The organism is Actinomadura rayongensis (assembly GCF_009831215.1).
Classification (GTDB): domain Bacteria; phylum Actinomycetota; class Actinomycetes; order Streptosporangiales; family Streptosporangiaceae; genus Spirillospora; species Spirillospora rayongensis.
Genome location: NZ_WUTW01000003.1, coordinates 205,055 through 221,345 on the forward strand (window position 1 = coordinate 205,055; position 16,291 = coordinate 221,345).

Consider the following 16,291-nt stretch of genomic DNA (forward strand, 5'->3'; position numbering starts at 1 on the left):
TGATCAGGATCACCCCGGACGGCGCCCGGCCCGGTCACGCCGCGTGACGGTCAGTCACCGGGCAGCGGCGGCAGCTCGCCCGTCTCCTCGTACTCGGCGAGCATCGTGATCCGGCGCGTGTGACGCGGCTCGTCGGAGTAGGCCGTACCGAGGAACAGCTCCACGAACCGGGTGGCCGTGCCGAGGTCGTGCTGCCGCGCGCCGAGGCTGATGACGTTGGCGTCGTTGTGCTCGCGCGCGAGGGTCGCGGTCGCGTCGCTCCACACCAGCGCGGCCCGGATCCCCTTGACCTTGTTCGCCGCGATCGCCTCGCCGTTGCCCGAACCGCCGATGACGATCCCGAGCGAGCCCGGCTCGGCGGCGACCCGCTCGGCGGCGCGCAGCACGAACGGCGGGTAGTCGTCCACCGCGTCGTAGGCGAGGGCGCCGCAGTCCACGGCCTCGTGCCCGTTGGCCTTGAGCCAGGCGAGCAGGTGCTCCTTCAGCTCGAAGCCGGCATGGTCGCATCCCAGATACACGCGCATGCCGGAGATTGTCGCAGGCGGTCCGGCGCGGGCCGTCCCCGGGTCAGGCGGGCGGCGGCGGGCCGTCGCCGCGCGGCGCGGGCGGCGGCTGCGGGCCGCCCCAGCCCGGCTGCGGGTACGGCGGCGGCGTCCCCGGGCCGCCCCACCCGGGCGGCGCCGCGGGCGGTGCTCCCGGCGGCCCGTACGGGGCGGCGGGCGGCGCGGGAGGCGGGGCGTACGGGGCGCCGGCCGGGTAACCCGCGGCGCGCGGCGTCCGGCCCCGGCCGACCAGGAAGGCCAGCAGCGCGGCGAGGCCGCCGAGCCAGCCGTAGAAGAACCCGAACGCCAGCCCCGACTCGGTGGCGCTCCACAGGAGCCGCGCCGGCGCCGGCAGGTCGTCGTACTGGAACGTCGCGAGCCCCTTGACGAACCCGCCGAGGCCGCACGCGACGAGCGCGGCCCACCAGCCCGACACGAGCGCGCCGAACGCGCCCCGGCGCGGGTCCACCGTCCGCCCGGCGAGCGCGGCCAGCAGGACGGTCAGGCCGAGCGCCAGGAGCGTCCCGAAGAGGTCGATGACGACGTAGCCCATGGGCGGCTGGCCGTACCGCGTGAATCCCCAGTCGAGGAACGACACCGACTGGATCGGCTGAAGGTAGTCGTTGCGGAACTCGTGCTGGCGGAACCACCAGTCGCGGAACCACGGGTTGCCGAACAGGACCGCCAGCACGACGAGCGGCAGCACCGTCGCGAGGCCGATGAGGAAGGCGCGCGGCGCGGGCGGGCCGGGCGGGGAGGCCGGGGGGCGGAACGTCATGCCCGGGAAGCGTAATCCCGCGTCCGCCCCGCCGACAGGGGTGCCCGGATCACGGTTCAGACCGGGTACCGGAACTCCGGGTCGACCTGCTCGGCCAGGTCCGCGCCGACCGCCCGGTTCGCCCAGCTTTCGGCGTTCTTCAGGTGGAACTGGACGGCCTGGCGCAGGTAGCCGTCCCAGTCCTTGCCGCGCGCGTCGACGGCGGCGAGCATCGCGTCGAGCGCGGCGGTGTTGGCGTCCTCCAGCGCGACGCCGGAGCGGCCCTGCTCGAACGCGCGGACGGCGGCGGACTGCCCGACCCACGTCAGCAGGTCGTCGCCGGTGTTGGCGCGCAGGTACGCGACGTCCTCGTCGTTCTGGACCTTGTTGCCGACGACCGCGATCGCGACGTCGTAGTCCCGCGCGTACTCGACGTACTGCCGGTAGACGCCGACGCCCTTGCGGGTGGGCTCGGCGACCAGGAACATCAGGTCGAAGCGCGTGAACAGGCCGGACGCGAACGTGTCGGCGCCCGCCGTCATGTCCACGACGACGTACTCCCCGGCGCCGTCCACGAGGTGGTTCAGGTACAGCTCGACCGCGCCGGTCTTGGAGTGGTAGCACGCGACGCCGAGGTCGTCGTCGTTGAACGGGCCGGTGGCGAGGAGCGTGACGCCCTCGACGTCCTGGCCGAGCGCGTGGACGGGGTCGTCGCCGCGCAGCCGCAGCAGGCGGGAGCCGGTGCCGGGCGGCGTGGTCTTGACCATCGCGGCGGCGGACGCGATGCGCGGGTTGGCGCCGCGCAGCCAGTCCTTGATCTCGGGCAGGTGGTCGCCGAGCGCGGGGATCTTGGCGGCGCGGTCGTCGTCGAGGCCGAGCGCGACGCCGAGGTGCTGGTTGATGTCGGCGTCCACGGCGACGACGGGCCGGCCGAGCGCGGCGAGCCGCCGGATGAACAGCGAGGACAGCGTGGTCTTGCCGCTGCCGCCCTTGCCGACGAACGCGATCTTCATGGTGTGCCCCTTGGTGGAATGAAAACCGTTACCGGTTACCAGGGGTCAGTCTTGCGAACGCCGCGTGCCGGGGCAAGCGGAACCCGCTAGCGCGCCCGGACCGCCGAAGGATCGAACCCGAACGGCAGCTCCAGCCGGTGCGCGCGCAGCAGGGCGTCGTCGGCGAGCAGGTCGGGCGTCGGGGCGTCCGCCGCGATCACCCCGCCGGACAGCACCAGCGAGCGCGGGCACAGCTCGGCGGCGTACGGCAGGTCGTGGGTGACCATGAGAACGGTCACATCGAGGCTCAACAGGATCTCGGCCAGCTCGCGGCGGCCCGCCGGGTCCAGGTTGGACGACGGCTCGTCCAGCACGAGGATCTCCGGCTCCATCGCCAGCACGGTCGCGACCGCGACGCGGCGGCGCTGCCCGAAGCTGAGGTGCTGCGGCGGACGGTCGGCGACGTGCGCCATCCCGACGCGCTCCAGCGCCACCGTGACGCACCGGTCCAGCGCGTCGCCCCGGACGCCGAGGTTGGCGGGGCCGAACGCGACGTCCTCCCGGACGGTCGGCATGAACAGCTGGTCGTCGGGGTCCTGGAAGACGATCCCGACGCGGCGGCGGATCTCGCGCAGCGCCTTCTTGTCCTTCGGGTCGACGCGCAGCCCGCCGACCTCGACCGTGCCGAGCCCGCCGTGCAGGATCCCGTTGAGGTGCAGGACGAGCGTCGTCTTCCCCGCCCCGTTCGGCCCGAGCAGCGCGACCCGCTCCCCCCGCCCGATCGTGACGTCCACGCCGTAGAGCGCCTGCGTGCCGTCGGGATAGGCGTAGGCGAGGCCGCTCACCTTCAGGGACGGGGTCATGCCACGATCCAAGCAGCCGCCGCGACCAGGGCGGCGGCCAGGGGCAGCGCGGCGGCGGCCGTCCACTGCGCCCGCGTCGCGCCCACGTCCGCAAGGACGGGCATCTGGCCCGAGTAGCCCCGGCTGAGCATCGCGAGGTGGACGCGCTCGCCCCGCTCGTACGACCGCAGGAACAGCGCGCCGAGCGAGCGGGCGAGGACGCGGGTGGCCCGAGCGTCACGGGCCCGGAACCCGCGCGCCGCCCGCGCGACGCGCATCCGCTGGAGTTCGGCGGTCACGACGTCGACGTAGCGGAGCATGAACGCGGCGATCTGGGTGATGAGGCGCGGCATCCGCAGCCGCTCGACGCCGAGCAGCAGCACGCGCGGTTCGGTCGTCGCGGCGAGCAGCAGGGACGCGACGACGCCGAGCGTGCCCTTGGCGAGGATGTTCCAGGCGCCCCACAGGCCGTTCTCGCTGAGGTGAAGCCCGAGGACGGCGACGCGCGGGCCGTCCGCCACGAACGGCAGCAGGAACGCGAACGCCACGAACGGCGCCTCGATGACGACGCGGCGCAGCACGAGCCGCACCGGCACCCGCGCGACCACCGCGACCGCGCCGAGCAGCACCGCGTACGCCGCGAACGCCCACACGCGCTCGCGCGGCGTCGCGACGACGGCCAGCACGAACGCCAGGACGGCGACGATCTTGCACTGCGGCGGCAGCCGGTGGACGGGCGACGCCCCCGGCACGTACAGCCGGTGCGCGTGCCCGGCGCCCACCTAGGCGTCCCGCGCGGGCGCGCGGCGGCGCAGGAGCCAGAACGCCCCGCCGCCGACGAGCAGCACGACGCCGACGCCCGCGATCCCGGCGAGGCCGCCCGACAGCCGCCCGTTCCCGACGCCCTTGACGCCGTAGTCGGCGAACGGCGAGTCCTTGAGCGAGTGGTCCTTCTCCTTGGCGGAGATGCCCTTGTCGGCGGCGACCTTCTCCAGGCCGTCCGGGCTGGAGCTGGCGTAGTAGCTGACGACCCCGGCCAGCGCGAGCGACACCAGCAGGAAGACGACCAGGAAGCGCTTGTTCTTCACAGTCCCTCTCAGACGGTCGCGGGCTCGGGGCGCAGTTCGAGCGGCTTCGCCAGCCCCCGCGCGCCGTAGACCAGGTCGGGACGGACGGCCAGCACGCTCGACACCGTCAGCGCCGTGATCAGCGCCTCGCCGATCCCGATGAGGACGTGGACGCCGATCATCGCGGCGGCGACCTTGCCGATCGACACGTCCGTGGTCCCGCCGAGCGCGTAGATCCCGGTGAACACGACGGCGGCGGCGGGCACCGACACGACCGCGCCGGCGAACGCGGCCCCGGCCGCCGCCGCCCGCGTGCGCGGCAACACGCGCAGCAGCAGGCGGAACAGGCCGTAGCCGACCAGGACGGTCACGAACGCCATGTTGATGATGTTGACGCCGAGCGCCGTCAGGCCGCCGTCGGCGAACAGCAGGCCCTGGACGAGCAGGACCACCGACACGCACAGCACGCCCGTCCACGGCCCGACGAGGATCGCGGCGAGCGTGCCGCCGAGCAGGTGCCCGCTCGTCCCGGCGGCGACCGGGAAGTTGAGCATCTGCGCCGCGAAGACGAACGCCGCCGTCAGGCCTGCGAGGGGCGCCGTGCGGTCGTCCAGCTCGCGGCGGGCGCCGCGCAGCGCGAGCGCGACGCCCGCGACGGCCACGACGCCCGCTCCGGCCGACACCGGCGCGTCGATGAACCCATCCGGTACGTGCACACCCATCACCGTCCTGGCAGATCGTTCCCGTCTCCACCAGTTTGACGGCATGAATGTGTACATGCAAGACAGTCGCAACTGCCCCCTACGGGCAGTAAGCCGTCACTCGAAGATCGGGTCGCGGGTCCGGGAGCGCTTCAGCTCGAAGAAGCCGTCGGTCTCCGACACCGCCAGCACGCCGTCCCAGAGTTTCGCCGCCGCCTCCCCGCGCGGCGCAGGCGACACGACCGGGCCGAAGAACGCGTTCTCGCCCACCGCGATCACCGGGGTGCCGACCTCCTGGCCGACCCGGTCGATGCCGTCGGCGTGCGAGGCGCGGACCGCCGCGTCGTACTCGGTCGAGTCGGCCGCGTCCGCCAGCTCGGCGGGCAGCCCGGCCGCCTCCAGCGCCGCGAGGAAGGTCGCGCGCTCGTACGGCGCCTTCTCGTGGTGGTGCCGCGTGCCGAGTTCGGTGTAGAGCTTCTCCAGCACCTCGGGGCCGTACTTCTGCTCGGCGGCGATGCAAATGCGCACCGGACCCCACCCGGCCTCGATCAGCGCCTTGTACTTCTCGGGGACGTCCTTGTCCTCGTTGAGCACCGACAGGCTCATCACATGCCAGCGGACGTCGATCGGACGCTGCTTCTCGACCTCCAGAATCCACCGCGACGTCATCCACGCCCAGGGGCACAGCGGGTCGAACCAGAAGTCCACCGCCGTGCGGTCGTCCTGCGCCAAGAGAAACCCCTCCAATGGGCCGTTCCACACCAACACCAGCGGCAACCCCGCGCCGCCGCGCCCCATTCCCGCGCCGCGCGGCGGCCGTCGGAGCCGCCCGGTTGGTAGATATGAGGGGACCAGGAAACAGACGACTCAAGGAGTCCATGTGGCAGGCAACCTCACGCGCGACGAGGCGCGGGAACGCGCCCGGTCGCTCACCGTCGATTCCTACGCGGTGGAGCTGGACCTCACGACGGGCGGGGAGCGGTTCGGGTCCACGACGGTGATCCGGTTCGCCTGCGCGGACGAGGGCGCCGACAGCTTCGTCGACCTGCACGACGCGGTCGTGCGCGAGGCGACGCTGAACGGCCGTCCGATCGACCCGGCGCGCTACGACGCGGCCAAGGGACGGCTCCCCCTCGACGGGCTCGCGGCGTCCAACGAGCTGCGCGTGTCCGCCGACATCCTGTACTCGCGGTCCGGCGAGGGCCTGCACCGCTTCGTGGACCCGGTCGACGGCAGCGTGTACCTCTACACGCAGTTCGAGACCGCCGACGCGCACCGCATGTACACCTGCTTCGACCAGCCCGACCTGAAGGCCACGTTCGAGCTGACCGTCCGCGCCCCCGAGAACTGGCGGGTCGTCACCAACGAGGCCGCCGACTCGGCCGACGACGGGGTCTGGCACTTCCCGCCGACGCCGAAGGTCTCCACCTACATCACCGCGCTCGTCGCCGGGCCGTACCACCTCGTCACCGACGAGTACGTCCGCCCCGACGGCAGCATCATCCCCCTCGGCGTCTACTGCCGCGCGTCGCTCGCCGAGCACCTGGACGCCGACGCCATCATCGACGTCACCAAGCAGGGCTTCGCGTTCTTCGAGAAGGTCTTCGACCGGCCGTACCCGTTCGCCAAGTACGACCAGCTGTTCGTCCCCGAGTTCAACGCGGGCGCGATGGAGAACGCCGGGTGCGTCACCTTCCTGGAGGACTACGTCTTCCGGTCGCGGGTGACCGACGCCGCCTACGAGCGCCGCGCCGAGACGATCCTGCACGAGATGGCGCACATGTGGTTCGGCGACCTCGTCACCATGCGCTGGTGGGACGACCTGTGGCTCAACGAGTCGTTCGCCACGTACATGAGCGTCCTGTGCCAGGCCGAGGCCACCAAGTGGACGGGCTCGTGGACCACGTTCGCCAACGTCGAGAAGGCGTGGGCGTACCGGCAGGACCAGCTGCCGTCCACGCACCCGATCTCGGCGGACATCCCGGACATCCGCGCGGTCGAGGTGAACTTCGACGGCATCACCTACGCCAAGGGCGCGAGCGTGCTGAAGCAGCTCGTCGCCTACGTCGGGCGGGACAACTTCCTGGAGGGCGTGCGGCGGTACTTCCAGCGGCACGCGTGGGGCAACACCGTCCTCGCCGACCTGCTGGACGCGCTGGAGGAGACGTCCGGGCGCGACCTGGCGTCCTGGTCGAAGGAGTGGCTGGAGACGGCGGGGGCGAACACGCTGCGTCCGTCCTACGAGGTCGACGGCGCCGGCAACTTCACGTCGTTCGCCGTGCTCCAGGAGGCCAAGGCGGACTACCCGACGCTGCGCTCGCACCGCGTCGCGATCGGGCTCTACGACCGCACGGCCGACGGGCTCGTCCGGCGCGACCGGGTCGAGCTGGACGTCGTCGGCGCCCGCACGGACGTGCCCGAGCTGATCGGCAAGGCGCGGCCCGACCTGGTGCTCGTCAACGACGACGACCTCACCTACGCCAAGATCCGGCTGGACGACCACTCGCTCCAGACGCTCGTCTCCGGCATCGGCGACATCCGGGACGGCCTGCCGCGCGCCCTGTGCTGGTCGGCGGCGTGGGACATGACGCGGGACGCCGAGATGGCCACCCGCGACTACATCAAGCTGGTCATCAGCGGCATCCGCGGCGTCACGGACATGACCGTCCTGCAGACGCTGCTGCGGCAGGCGCGGACGGCCGTCCAGCAGTACGCGGCGCCCGAGTGGCGTCCCGAGGGCCTGCGGCTCCTCGCCGACGCCCTCTACGACCTCGCCCGCGAGGCCGCCCCCGGCTCGGACTTCCAGCTCGCCTACCTCCAGGCGTTCGCCGGGGCCGCAACGTCGGACGAGCACCTGACGTGGATCGCGGCGCTGCTGGACGGGTCGGCCGTCCTCGACGGCCTCACCGTGGACACCGACCTGCGCTGGGCGCTGCTGCGCCGTCTCGTCGCGACCGGCCGCGCCGGGGAGGCCGAGATCGACGCCGAGGCCGCCCGGGACGCGACCGCCGCCGGCGAGCGGCAGGCCGCGGGCGCCCGCGCGCAGATCCCGACCGCCGAGGCCAAGGCCGCCGCGTGGGCCGCGATCATCGGCGGCGAGCTGCCGAACGCGGTGTTCCGCGCGACGATCGGCGGGTTCGTGGACGCCGAGGGCGCCGCGCTGCTGGAGCCGTACGTCGAGCGGTACTTCGCCGAGGTCGGCCGGATCTGGACGTCCTGGACGAGCGACATGTCCCAGACGTTCGCCGAGGTCGCCTACCCGTTCCTCGTCGTCGACCAGTCCACGCTGGACCGCACGGACGCCTACGTCGCGGCCGAGAACCCGCCGCCCGCGCTGCGCCGGCTGCTGTCGGAGGGCCGCGACGGCGTCGCCCGCGCGCTGCGCGCCCGCGCCCGGGACGCCGCCGCGTCCTGATCCGGCCGTGACCCCGTGTGCGCCGGTCGCCATGTCCCCCGCTCCTGGGACGATGGGGGCCGGCGCACGGCGGGGAGGTCCATGTGGAGACGGCACGCGACGTGCTCCGGGCGCTCGCCCGGCGGCACGCGTTCGGGGACCTGGAGGCGCTGGTCGGCGGCGACCCGGCCGCCGCCGCGCTGTGCGCGTTCGGGCAGCGCGTGCTGGACCTGGACGCCGAGGACTTCGGGATGCCCGAGGCGGTCGGCGACGTCCCGCGCGACCTTTTGGACCGGGCGCGCGCGTCGCGGATGCCGCAGGCGCCCCGGGAGCGTCCGCGCGGCGCGCTCGCCAGCCTGCGGCCCGCCTACGCGCTGCTGCTGGAGGTCGTGGAGATCCGGTGGCGGCGGCGGGAGATGGCCGCGCTGGTGGCCGCCGTGCACATCGCGAGCGAGTACCTGCCGCTGCTGGCGTGGGAGCCGGTGCTCGGGCACGCGGGCGACCCGGCGCTGCTCGGGGCGTCGGTGACCGGGCCCGGCAGCCGGTTCGGGGTGCCGGTCGAGCCCGGCTCGCGGCGGGAGTGCGACCACACGCGTCCGGAACGTTCCGCCTGTGACCGGACGCTGCGGGTGGCCGCCGAGCCGCCGTCGGGCTGGCGCGCGTACCTGGACCGGCAGCACAGCCAGGTCGCGTCGGCGCTCGGCAAGTGCGCGTCGGGGTGCCGGACGCCGTGCGCGGTGCTGACGCGGCTGGACGAGCCCGTCCGGACGGACCTGTCGGCGCGGGCCAAGCTGGCGGCCGACTTCGCCGACACGGCCGTGGTCCGGTTGCGGCACGCGGCGCCGGTCGGGCACGGGTTCGGCGTGCCGTCGCCGGAGGAGGTCGAGACGGCCTGGTCCCGCGCCCGCGCGTCCCTGCGCCACCAGCCGCTGGCCGCCGCCGCGCTGGCGGGCACCGACGACGAGGACTATCCGCTGCCGGGCCTGGCCGCGCTGTTCTCGGCCGTGGCGGGCACGCCGATCCGTCCGGACACGCTGTTGCACGACGTGGCGAGGCGTCTGCTCCGCGTTCTCTGAGTCAGGCCGTCCAGAGGGGCGGTTTGCGGTGGATCCAGGGGGCCGCCTCTTCGAGCTGGGCGGAGAGGGCGATGAGGTCGCCTTCGCCGCCGATGCGGCCCGCGAGCATGACGCCGATGGGGAGTCCTTCGTCCGTCCAGTGCAGGGGGACGGTCACCGCGGGCTGGCCCGACACGTTGTAGACGGACGTGAACGGCGTGAACAGCGTCTGGCGGCGGAAGTTCTCCTCCGGCGTGCAGTCGTGGAAGTGACCGATCGGGGCCGGTGGCTGGGCCAGGGTCGGCTGGAGGATCGCGTCGTACTGGTTCGTGAGCGGCAGGACGGAGCGCATCGCCGTCTGGAAGGCCGTCAGGGCGTCCATCAGCTCGGGCGCGGTGGTCGCGGCGCCGCGCTCACGCAGCCAGCGGGTCAGCGGCTGGAGGCGGTGCTCCTGCGCGGGGTCGACGGGCGTGCGGGTGGCCATCGCGGCCCAGATCGTCTCGAACTGGGGCAGCAGGTCCGTGCCGACCAGCTCGGGGAGATCGACGACCTCGTGGCCGAGGTCGGCCAGCAGCGCGCTCGCGGACTCGTAGGCGGCGAGGCAGTCCGGGTGGACCTCGGCTCCGGGGACGGGCGGGACGGCGCTGCGGGCGATCCTGAGCCGTCCCGGCGGGCGTTCGGCGTGGCCGAGGAACGTCTCGCCGGGGGCCAGGGGCGGCGCGGCGTAGAGGTCGCCGGGGCGCGAGCCGGTCATGACGTCCAGCAGGAGGGCGGCGTCGCGGACCGTCCGGGCGAGCGGACCGCCGGTGGACAGGCCGAACAGGTCCGGGACGATCGGTCCCTGCGAGATCCGGCCGCGCGTCGGCTTGATGCCGAACAGGCCGCACGCGCTGCCCGGGATGCGGATCGAGCCGCCGCCGTCGCTGCCCTGCGCGGCCGGGGCGAGGCCCGCCGCGACGGCCGCGGCGGCGCCGCCGCTGGAGCCGCCGGCCGAGCGGGAGAGGTCCCAGGGCGTCCGCGCCGGAGCGGACACACCGTTTTCCGTGTAACACGGCAGGCCGAATTCGGGCGTGTTGGTCTTACCCAGAAGGACAGAACCGGCTTCCCTCAGCGCGACCACCATATGATCATCAGCGAATCCGGTCAGGTCCGAATAAACCTTCGATCCAAGGGTCAAACGGACACCTTCGACCATCGTGAGGTCCTTGACGGGCACCGGGACGCCCAGCAGCGGCGGCAGCTCCCCCGGTTCTGCGGCGTCCAGCACCGCCTTCTCCGCCCGCGCCGCCTGCCCGCGCGCCACCTCGTGGGTGACCGTCACGTACGCGCCGACCTGCGGGTTCAGCCGGTCGATGCGGTCCAGGTAGTGGTCGGCGACCTCGGTCGGGGACACCTCGCGGGCCCGGATCGCGGCGGCGAGGTCCAGCGCCGTCAGATCATGCAGTTGCGTCACCCGACCGACGGTAGACGCCCGCCCCGGGCCGCCTCCAGGCGGACCCGCCGGTTCCGGCCGTCCGCCGCCGGGCCGGTAGCCTTACCCCGGCGGCGCGCGTGCGAATCGCACAACAACGGGGACAAAAATCTTCACCCGGCACGGCTAGTCGCCGCACCCCGCACCTGATTACTCTGCGCTCGGAGAATCATGTTCCCGGCGCGCGGAAGGAACACGGAGCGTCATTCATGGCGATCAGCGAGCACGACGAAGCGCAGCAGCCCGCCGACGCGACCCCCGAGGAGGAGGCCCCGGCGAAGGGCCGCCCTCCCAAGACGTTCCGTGACGTGCTCGCGGACCGCCGGACGATCACGTGGATCCGCCGGGCCGCGATCGGCGTCGTCATCGCCGTCATCGTCTCGGCGATCATCAACGCGCGGATCGGCATCACGGTCGGCGTGCTCTACGTGCTGTGGGACGCCTTCCGGCGCGGCCGGCGGCCGACCAGCAGCGTCGCGGCGTGGCAGAAGTCGTCCGCCGTGGAGCGCAAGACCGAGAAGCAGCTCAAGTCGCTGGAGCGCAACGGCTACCGGGTGCTGCACGCCCGCGCCGTCCCGCTGGACGACGAGGGCGTCAGCGACGGCCGGATCGACCACCTCGTCATCGGGCCGAGCGGCGTCTACGCGATCGACTCCGAGAAGTGGGACTCCCGCCTCCCCATCCGAACGGGCTCGCACCTCAAGCTCTACCACGGCCCCTTCGACAAGAAGGACCGGCTGGACGAGGCCCGCTGGGAGGCCGAGCAGGCCAGCAAGACCCTCAGCGGCCAGGTCGGCTTCGACGTGCCGGTGCAGCCGTCGGTGGCGATCTACGGGCCGTCCATCCCGTGGAAGGTGATGCGCGTCCGCGACGTGGACGTCTACTCGGGCACGCACGCGCGCCGCTACCTGCGCCGCCGCCCGACGATCCTCACCGAGGCCGACGTCCAGCGCATCTACGCGGCGGCCGAGAACTCCCTGCCGCCGAAGTACCCCGAGGACTCCTGACCCACCCGCTCCCCGGAGGGAAGGCCGCCCTGGCCTTCCCTCTTTTTCGTGCGCCCGGACGTCGTTTAGCAGCTCCCGCTAACTCGGACGCCCGATTCCATTGCAACCTGTACAGGCACCATCACGGATATATGAGACAAAGAACGCCAACGCCACGGCCTACCCCCCGCCGCCGTGGCGCTCCATCGAGGGAGGCGTTCATGAAGCGAGCAGGTCTTGCGGCGGCCACGGCGGTGGTCTCGGTCGTCGCCACCGCCCCGGCGGCCCTTGCCGATCCCCGGCCCGTCCCGTCGCCCGGGGTCAGCGCCTCCGCGATGGCCGCCCGCGCGCTGAGCGCCGCCGCGGCGCGCGGCGCCGAACTCAAGGCCGGCCCGGACACGTCGCTCAAGGTGACCGGCGTCATCGTCGACCGGGACGGCTCCACCCACACCCGGATGACGCGCACGTACCGCAAGCTGCCGGTGCTGGGCGGCGACCTGGTGGTGCACCAGACGCGCGCGGGCGGGTGGAAGGGCGCGTCCCTCGGCCTCGCCCAGGCCCCGGCCGCCGCCGCGCCGAAGGTCGCCGCGAGCGACGCCGAGAAGAAGGCGGCCGGCAAGGGGCACGAGGTGACCGGCGGAGCGCAGCTCGTCTACGAGGCCCGGACCGCCGACCGGGTGCCCCGGCTGGCGTGGCGGTTCGCCGTCGAGGGCTGGCAGGCCGACGGGACCCCGAGCCGGGTGTACGTGTCGGTGGACGCCCGGACCGGAAGGGTGCTGACGCGCGAGGAGACCATCGAGTCCGCGACCGGGCAGGGCAAGAGCCTGTACAGCGGGACGGTGCCGCTGGAGACGACCGTGCAGGGCGGCGGGTACGGATACACGCTCACCGATCCGTCCCGGGGCGGCACCTACACCGGCGACGCCAAGAACCAGTCGGACCTCTGCTTCCTGATCTTCTGCTTCTGGCGGGCGCCGTCGACGGCCCTCACCGACACCGACAACGTGTGGGGCGACGGCACGCCCGGCGACCGCGCGACCGTGGCGGTGGACGCCCAGTACGGCACGAGCGTGACGTGGGACTTCTACAAGACCCTCTTCGGCCGCAACGGCATCGCCGGCAACGGCAAGGGCTCCTACAACCGGGTGCACTACGGCGACAAGTACGCCAACGCGTTCTGGGACGACTCCTGCTTCTGCATGACCTACGGCGACGGCGACGGCACGAACTTCGGGCCGCTGACCAGCCTGGACGTGACGGCGCACGAGATGAGCCACGGCGTGACGTCCAGCACGGCCAAGCTCGCCTACACCGGCGAGTCCGGCGGCCTGAACGAGGCGACGTCCGACATCTTCGCGGCGGCGGTCGAGTTCTTCGCCAAGAACGGCAAGGACGTCCCGGACTACCTGGTGGGCGAGAAGATCGTCCTGCCGGGCTCGGGCCGGACCGCGCTGCGCTACATGGACCGGCCCAGCCGGGACGGCAAGTCCCTGGACGCCTGGTCGTCGAAGCTCGCGAGCCTCGACGTGCACTACTCGTCGGGCGTGGCGAACCACTTCTTCTACCTGCTGTCCGAGGGCAGCGGTAAGAAGACGGTCAACGGCGTGGAGTACGACAGCCCCACGTCCAACGGCTCGACCGTGCAGGGCATCGGCATCGACGCGGCCACCCGCATCTGGTACAAGGCGCTGACGGCCTACATGACGTCGAACACCAACTACGCCGGCGCCCGCACCGCGACCCTGAACGCGGCGCGCGACCTCTACGGCGCGGGCAGCGCCCAGTACGCCGCGGTCGCCGCCGCCTGGTCCGCCGTGAACGTGAACTGACGCGAGCGGCCGGTGTGCGGACCAGCGCCCGCACACCGGCCTCGCCCTGTCCCGAGTGGCCCCGCCTCACCGTTCGATCACCGGCGGAGCGCTCCCACGGACGCGATGGGGAAGGGCGGGGAGAACCGGGCCCGCTGCCCGGGGTCGATCCTGCTGAACCCTCCGGAGCAGTCCAGGGTGGGGAACAGCTCGGCCACGAGGGTCGAGTTGTTGACGGCGGTGACGACGCGTAACTGCCGGTTGAGCGGCATGCACCCGGGCCGGAGTTCCAGGACCGTGGACTGGCCCCGGTCGTCGACGAGGGTCAGGGTCTGCTGCCGCGCGGCGCGCACGGTCTCCGCTCCTGCAGCGGGCGCGGCGGCGGACGCGAGGACGAGCATCGCGGCGGCCACCGAAGCCGTCGCCCGTGTCCCGGCGGGGCGGTTCGTGCCGATCATGAGGTGTTCCTTTCGGTCCCGATGACGAGTTTCCACTCACTCATCGTAAAGGAGCAGACACTTTCGGTAACGGAAGGTTTTGGGCGCCTGCCCGCTCACAACACCCTGAGGTCGCCGACGGGCCTCCCGTCTCCGCTCGCGTCCGGTGGCCTCCGGCGAGGTCCGGTGCGGCGAGTAGACTGCTGGGACGGTCGGTCGGCCCCACATGACCTCTGCGTCGCCGACGGGCAGCGCCGCGATCCGCCGCTGCGACCGCCACCCCGTCGGCCCGTGCGGGACGGCCCGCCGCCGCCCGCGACGCGCTCCGGCGGCATCCGAGCACGGAACATCAGAGGTTGGAGAGGTCCATGCCCCCGCTCAGGTCACGTACGGTCACGCACGGCAGGAACATGGTGGGCGCCCGCGCGCTCATGCGGGCCAGCGGCGTCGCCCGGGAGGACTTCGGCAAGCCCATCGTGGCCGTCGCCAACAGCTTCACGCAGTTCGTGCCGGGCCACGTCCATCTGCGCGAGGTCGCCGACGTCGTCGCCAAGTCGGTCAGCGCGGCGGGCGGCGTGCCGCGCGAGTTCAACACGATCGCCGTGGACGACGGCATCGCGATGGGCCACGACGGGATGCTGTACTCGCTGCCGTCCCGCGAGCTGATCGCCGACGCCGTCGAGTACATGGTCAACGCGCACCAGGCGGACGCGCTCGTCTGCGTCTCCAACTGCGACAAGATCACGCCGGGGATGCTGCTGGCGGCGCTGCGGCTCAACATCCCGACGGTGTTCGTGTCCGGCGGGCCGATGGAGGCGGGCAAGCCCGTCGAGGGCGTCGCGAACGGCAACAAGCTGGACCTCATCGACCCGATGATCGCGGCGGCGAACGAGTCCATCAGCGACGCCAAGCTCGCCGAGATGGAAGAGGCCGCCTGCCCGACCTGCGGCTCCTGCTCGGGCATGTTCACCGCCAACTCCATGAACTGCCTCACCGAGGCGATCGGGCTGGCGCTGCCCGGCAACGGCACCACGCTCGCCACCCACACCGCGCGCCGCCGCCTGTACGAGGACGCGGGACGCACCGTCGTGGAGATCGCGCGGCGGTACTACGAGGACGACGACGCGTCCGTCCTGCCGCTGAACATCGCCACCAAGGAGGCGTTCGAGAACGCCATGGTGCTCGACATCGCGATGGGCGGCTCCACGAACACGATCCTGCACCTGCTCGCGGCGGCCTTCGAGGGACGGGTCGACTTCGGCCTCAAGGAGATCGACGAGCTGTCCCGGCGCGTCCCGTGCGTCTGCAAGCTCGCCCCCGCGACCGGCAAGTACCACGTCGAGGACTGCCACCGCGCGGGCGGCATCCCCGCGCTGCTCGGCGAGCTGGACCGGGCGGGCCTGCTGCACCGCACGACGGCGTCCGTCCACTCGTCCTCGCTGACCGAGTTCCTCGCCAAGTGGGACGTGCGGTCGCCCGACGTCCTGCCCGAGGCCGTCGAGCTGTTCCACGCGGCGCCCGGCGGCGTCCGCACGACGTCGGCGTTCAGCCAGAGCGCCCGGTGGGAGGAACTGGACCTCGACCGCGAGAACGGCTGCATCCGCGACGTCGAGCACGCCTACACCCGCGACGGCGGCCTGGCCGTGCTGCGCGGCAACCTCGCCGAGGACGGCGCGATCGTCAAGACGGCCGGCGTCGAAGAAGAACTGTGGCGCTTCGAGGGCCCGGCGGTGGTCTTCGAGAGCCAGGACGACGCCGTGCAGGGCATCCTCGGCGGCGCGGTGAAGGAGGGCGACGTCGTCGTCATCCGCTACGAGGGACCCAAGGGCGGCCCGGGGATGCAGGAGATGCTGTACCCGACGAGCTTCCTCAAGGGGCGCGGCCTCGGCAAGGCGTGCGCGCTGATCACCGACGGCCGGTTCTCCGGCGGGACGAGCGGCCTGTCGATCGGGCACGCGTCCCCCGAGGCGGCGGGCGGCGGCGTCATCGCGCTGGTCGAGAACGGCGACCGCATCGTCATCGACATCCCCGAGCGGCGGCTGGACCTCGACGTCCCGGCCGCCGAGCTGGAGGCGCGCCGCGCCAGGCTGCTGGACGAGCTGGGCCGCTACCGTCCGCGCGACCGCCAGCGCACGGTCAGCGCGGCGCTCCAGGCGTACGCGGCGCTCGCGACGTCCGCGTCGACCGGCGCGTCCCGCGACGTGACGCTCCTCGACCGGGGCTGACGGTTACCCCGGAG

General features: G+C 72.8%; 15 protein-coding genes. 5 read left to right on the forward strand and 10 right to left on the reverse strand.

Annotated features, from left to right (window positions below; genetic code table 11):
- Window positions 1–50: 50 nt before the first annotated feature.
- The 8 genes from GQ466_RS17820 to GQ466_RS17850 all read right to left on the reverse strand — a co-directional run bounded on the left by GQ466_RS17820 (window position 51) and on the right by GQ466_RS17850 (window position 5,633).
- A complete protein-coding gene (locus GQ466_RS17820; protein WP_161104095.1) occupies window positions 51–524 on the reverse strand; it encodes a ribose-5-phosphate isomerase in 474 nt (157 codons plus the stop codon).
- Window positions 525–567: 43 nt separating this feature from the next.
- Entirely contained in the window at window positions 568–1,320 is a 753-nt protein-coding gene (locus tag GQ466_RS17825) for a hypothetical protein (protein WP_161104096.1), read from the reverse strand.
- A gap of 56 nt (window positions 1,321–1,376) precedes the next feature.
- Entirely contained in the window at window positions 1,377–2,312 is a 936-nt protein-coding gene (locus GQ466_RS17830; RefSeq protein ID WP_161104097.1) for an ATP-binding protein, read from the reverse strand.
- A gap of 86 nt (window positions 2,313–2,398) precedes the next feature.
- The gene (locus GQ466_RS17835; RefSeq protein WP_161104098.1) at window positions 2,399–3,154 is read right to left on the reverse strand and encodes an energy-coupling factor ABC transporter ATP-binding protein; all 756 of its coding nucleotides are present in this window, start codon (window positions 3,152–3,154) and stop codon (window positions 2,399–2,401) included.
- The gene (gene cbiQ, locus GQ466_RS17840) at window positions 3,151–3,915 is read right to left on the reverse strand and encodes a cobalt ECF transporter T component CbiQ (protein WP_161104099.1); all 765 of its coding nucleotides are present in this window, start codon (window positions 3,913–3,915) and stop codon (window positions 3,151–3,153) included. Before cbiQ ends, GQ466_RS17835 begins: the two co-directional genes overlap by 4 nt.
- A complete protein-coding gene (locus tag GQ466_RS30875; protein ID WP_337193521.1) occupies window positions 3,916–4,221 on the reverse strand; it encodes a PDGLE domain-containing protein in 306 nt (101 codons plus the stop codon).
- Between the two features lie 8 nt (window positions 4,222–4,229).
- A complete protein-coding gene (locus GQ466_RS17845; protein ID WP_337193522.1) occupies window positions 4,230–4,916 on the reverse strand; it encodes an energy-coupling factor ABC transporter permease in 687 nt (228 codons plus the stop codon).
- 102 nt (window positions 4,917–5,018) lie between these two features.
- Window positions 5,019–5,633, reverse strand: coding sequence for a mycothiol-dependent nitroreductase Rv2466c family protein (locus GQ466_RS17850; protein WP_161104100.1), 615 nt, complete (start codon window positions 5,631–5,633; stop codon window positions 5,019–5,021).
- A 148-nt stretch (window positions 5,634–5,781) separates the two neighbouring features.
- Between GQ466_RS17850 and pepN the strand changes: the two genes are divergently transcribed.
- Together pepN and GQ466_RS17860 are read left to right on the forward strand one after the other, a co-directional pair.
- On the forward strand, window positions 5,782–8,316 hold the full coding sequence (gene pepN, locus GQ466_RS17855; RefSeq protein ID WP_161104101.1) for an aminopeptidase N: 2,535 nt from the start codon (window positions 5,782–5,784) through the stop codon (window positions 8,314–8,316).
- A gap of 83 nt (window positions 8,317–8,399) precedes the next feature.
- The gene (locus GQ466_RS17860) at window positions 8,400–9,371 is read left to right on the forward strand and encodes a hypothetical protein (protein ID WP_161104102.1); all 972 of its coding nucleotides are present in this window, start codon (window positions 8,400–8,402) and stop codon (window positions 9,369–9,371) included.
- Between the two features lies 1 nt (window position 9,372).
- Here the strand turns inward: GQ466_RS17860 and GQ466_RS17865 are convergent, their stop codons facing one another.
- Window positions 9,373–10,803, reverse strand: a complete 1,431-nt coding sequence (locus GQ466_RS17865; RefSeq protein WP_337193523.1) for an amidase — start codon at window positions 10,801–10,803, stop codon at window positions 9,373–9,375.
- 227 nt (window positions 10,804–11,030) lie between these two features.
- Here GQ466_RS17865 and GQ466_RS17870 point away from each other — a divergent pair, with 227 nt between their 5' ends.
- Window positions 11,031–11,828, forward strand: coding sequence for a nuclease-related domain-containing protein (locus tag GQ466_RS17870; protein WP_161104103.1), 798 nt, complete (start codon window positions 11,031–11,033; stop codon window positions 11,826–11,828).
- Between the two features lie 200 nt (window positions 11,829–12,028).
- Complete coding sequence (locus tag GQ466_RS17875; RefSeq protein ID WP_161104104.1) at window positions 12,029–13,636, forward strand: M4 family metallopeptidase; 1,608 nt, start codon at window positions 12,029–12,031, stop codon at window positions 13,634–13,636.
- A 77-nt stretch (window positions 13,637–13,713) separates the two neighbouring features.
- On the opposite strand, the gene GQ466_RS17880 is transcribed toward GQ466_RS17875, so the two are convergent.
- Window positions 13,714–14,073 (reverse strand): hypothetical protein, encoded by a 360-nt coding sequence (locus tag GQ466_RS17880; RefSeq protein WP_161104105.1) that lies wholly within the window; start codon window positions 14,071–14,073, stop codon window positions 13,714–13,716.
- 347 nt (window positions 14,074–14,420) lie between these two features.
- On the opposite strand from GQ466_RS17880, the gene ilvD reads away from it, so the two are divergent.
- Window positions 14,421–16,277: a dihydroxy-acid dehydratase gene (gene ilvD / locus GQ466_RS17885; RefSeq protein ID WP_161104106.1), complete on the forward strand. Its 1,857-nt coding sequence runs from the start codon at window positions 14,421–14,423 to the stop codon at window positions 16,275–16,277.
- The last annotated feature ends 14 nt before the right edge of the window (window positions 16,278–16,291 follow it).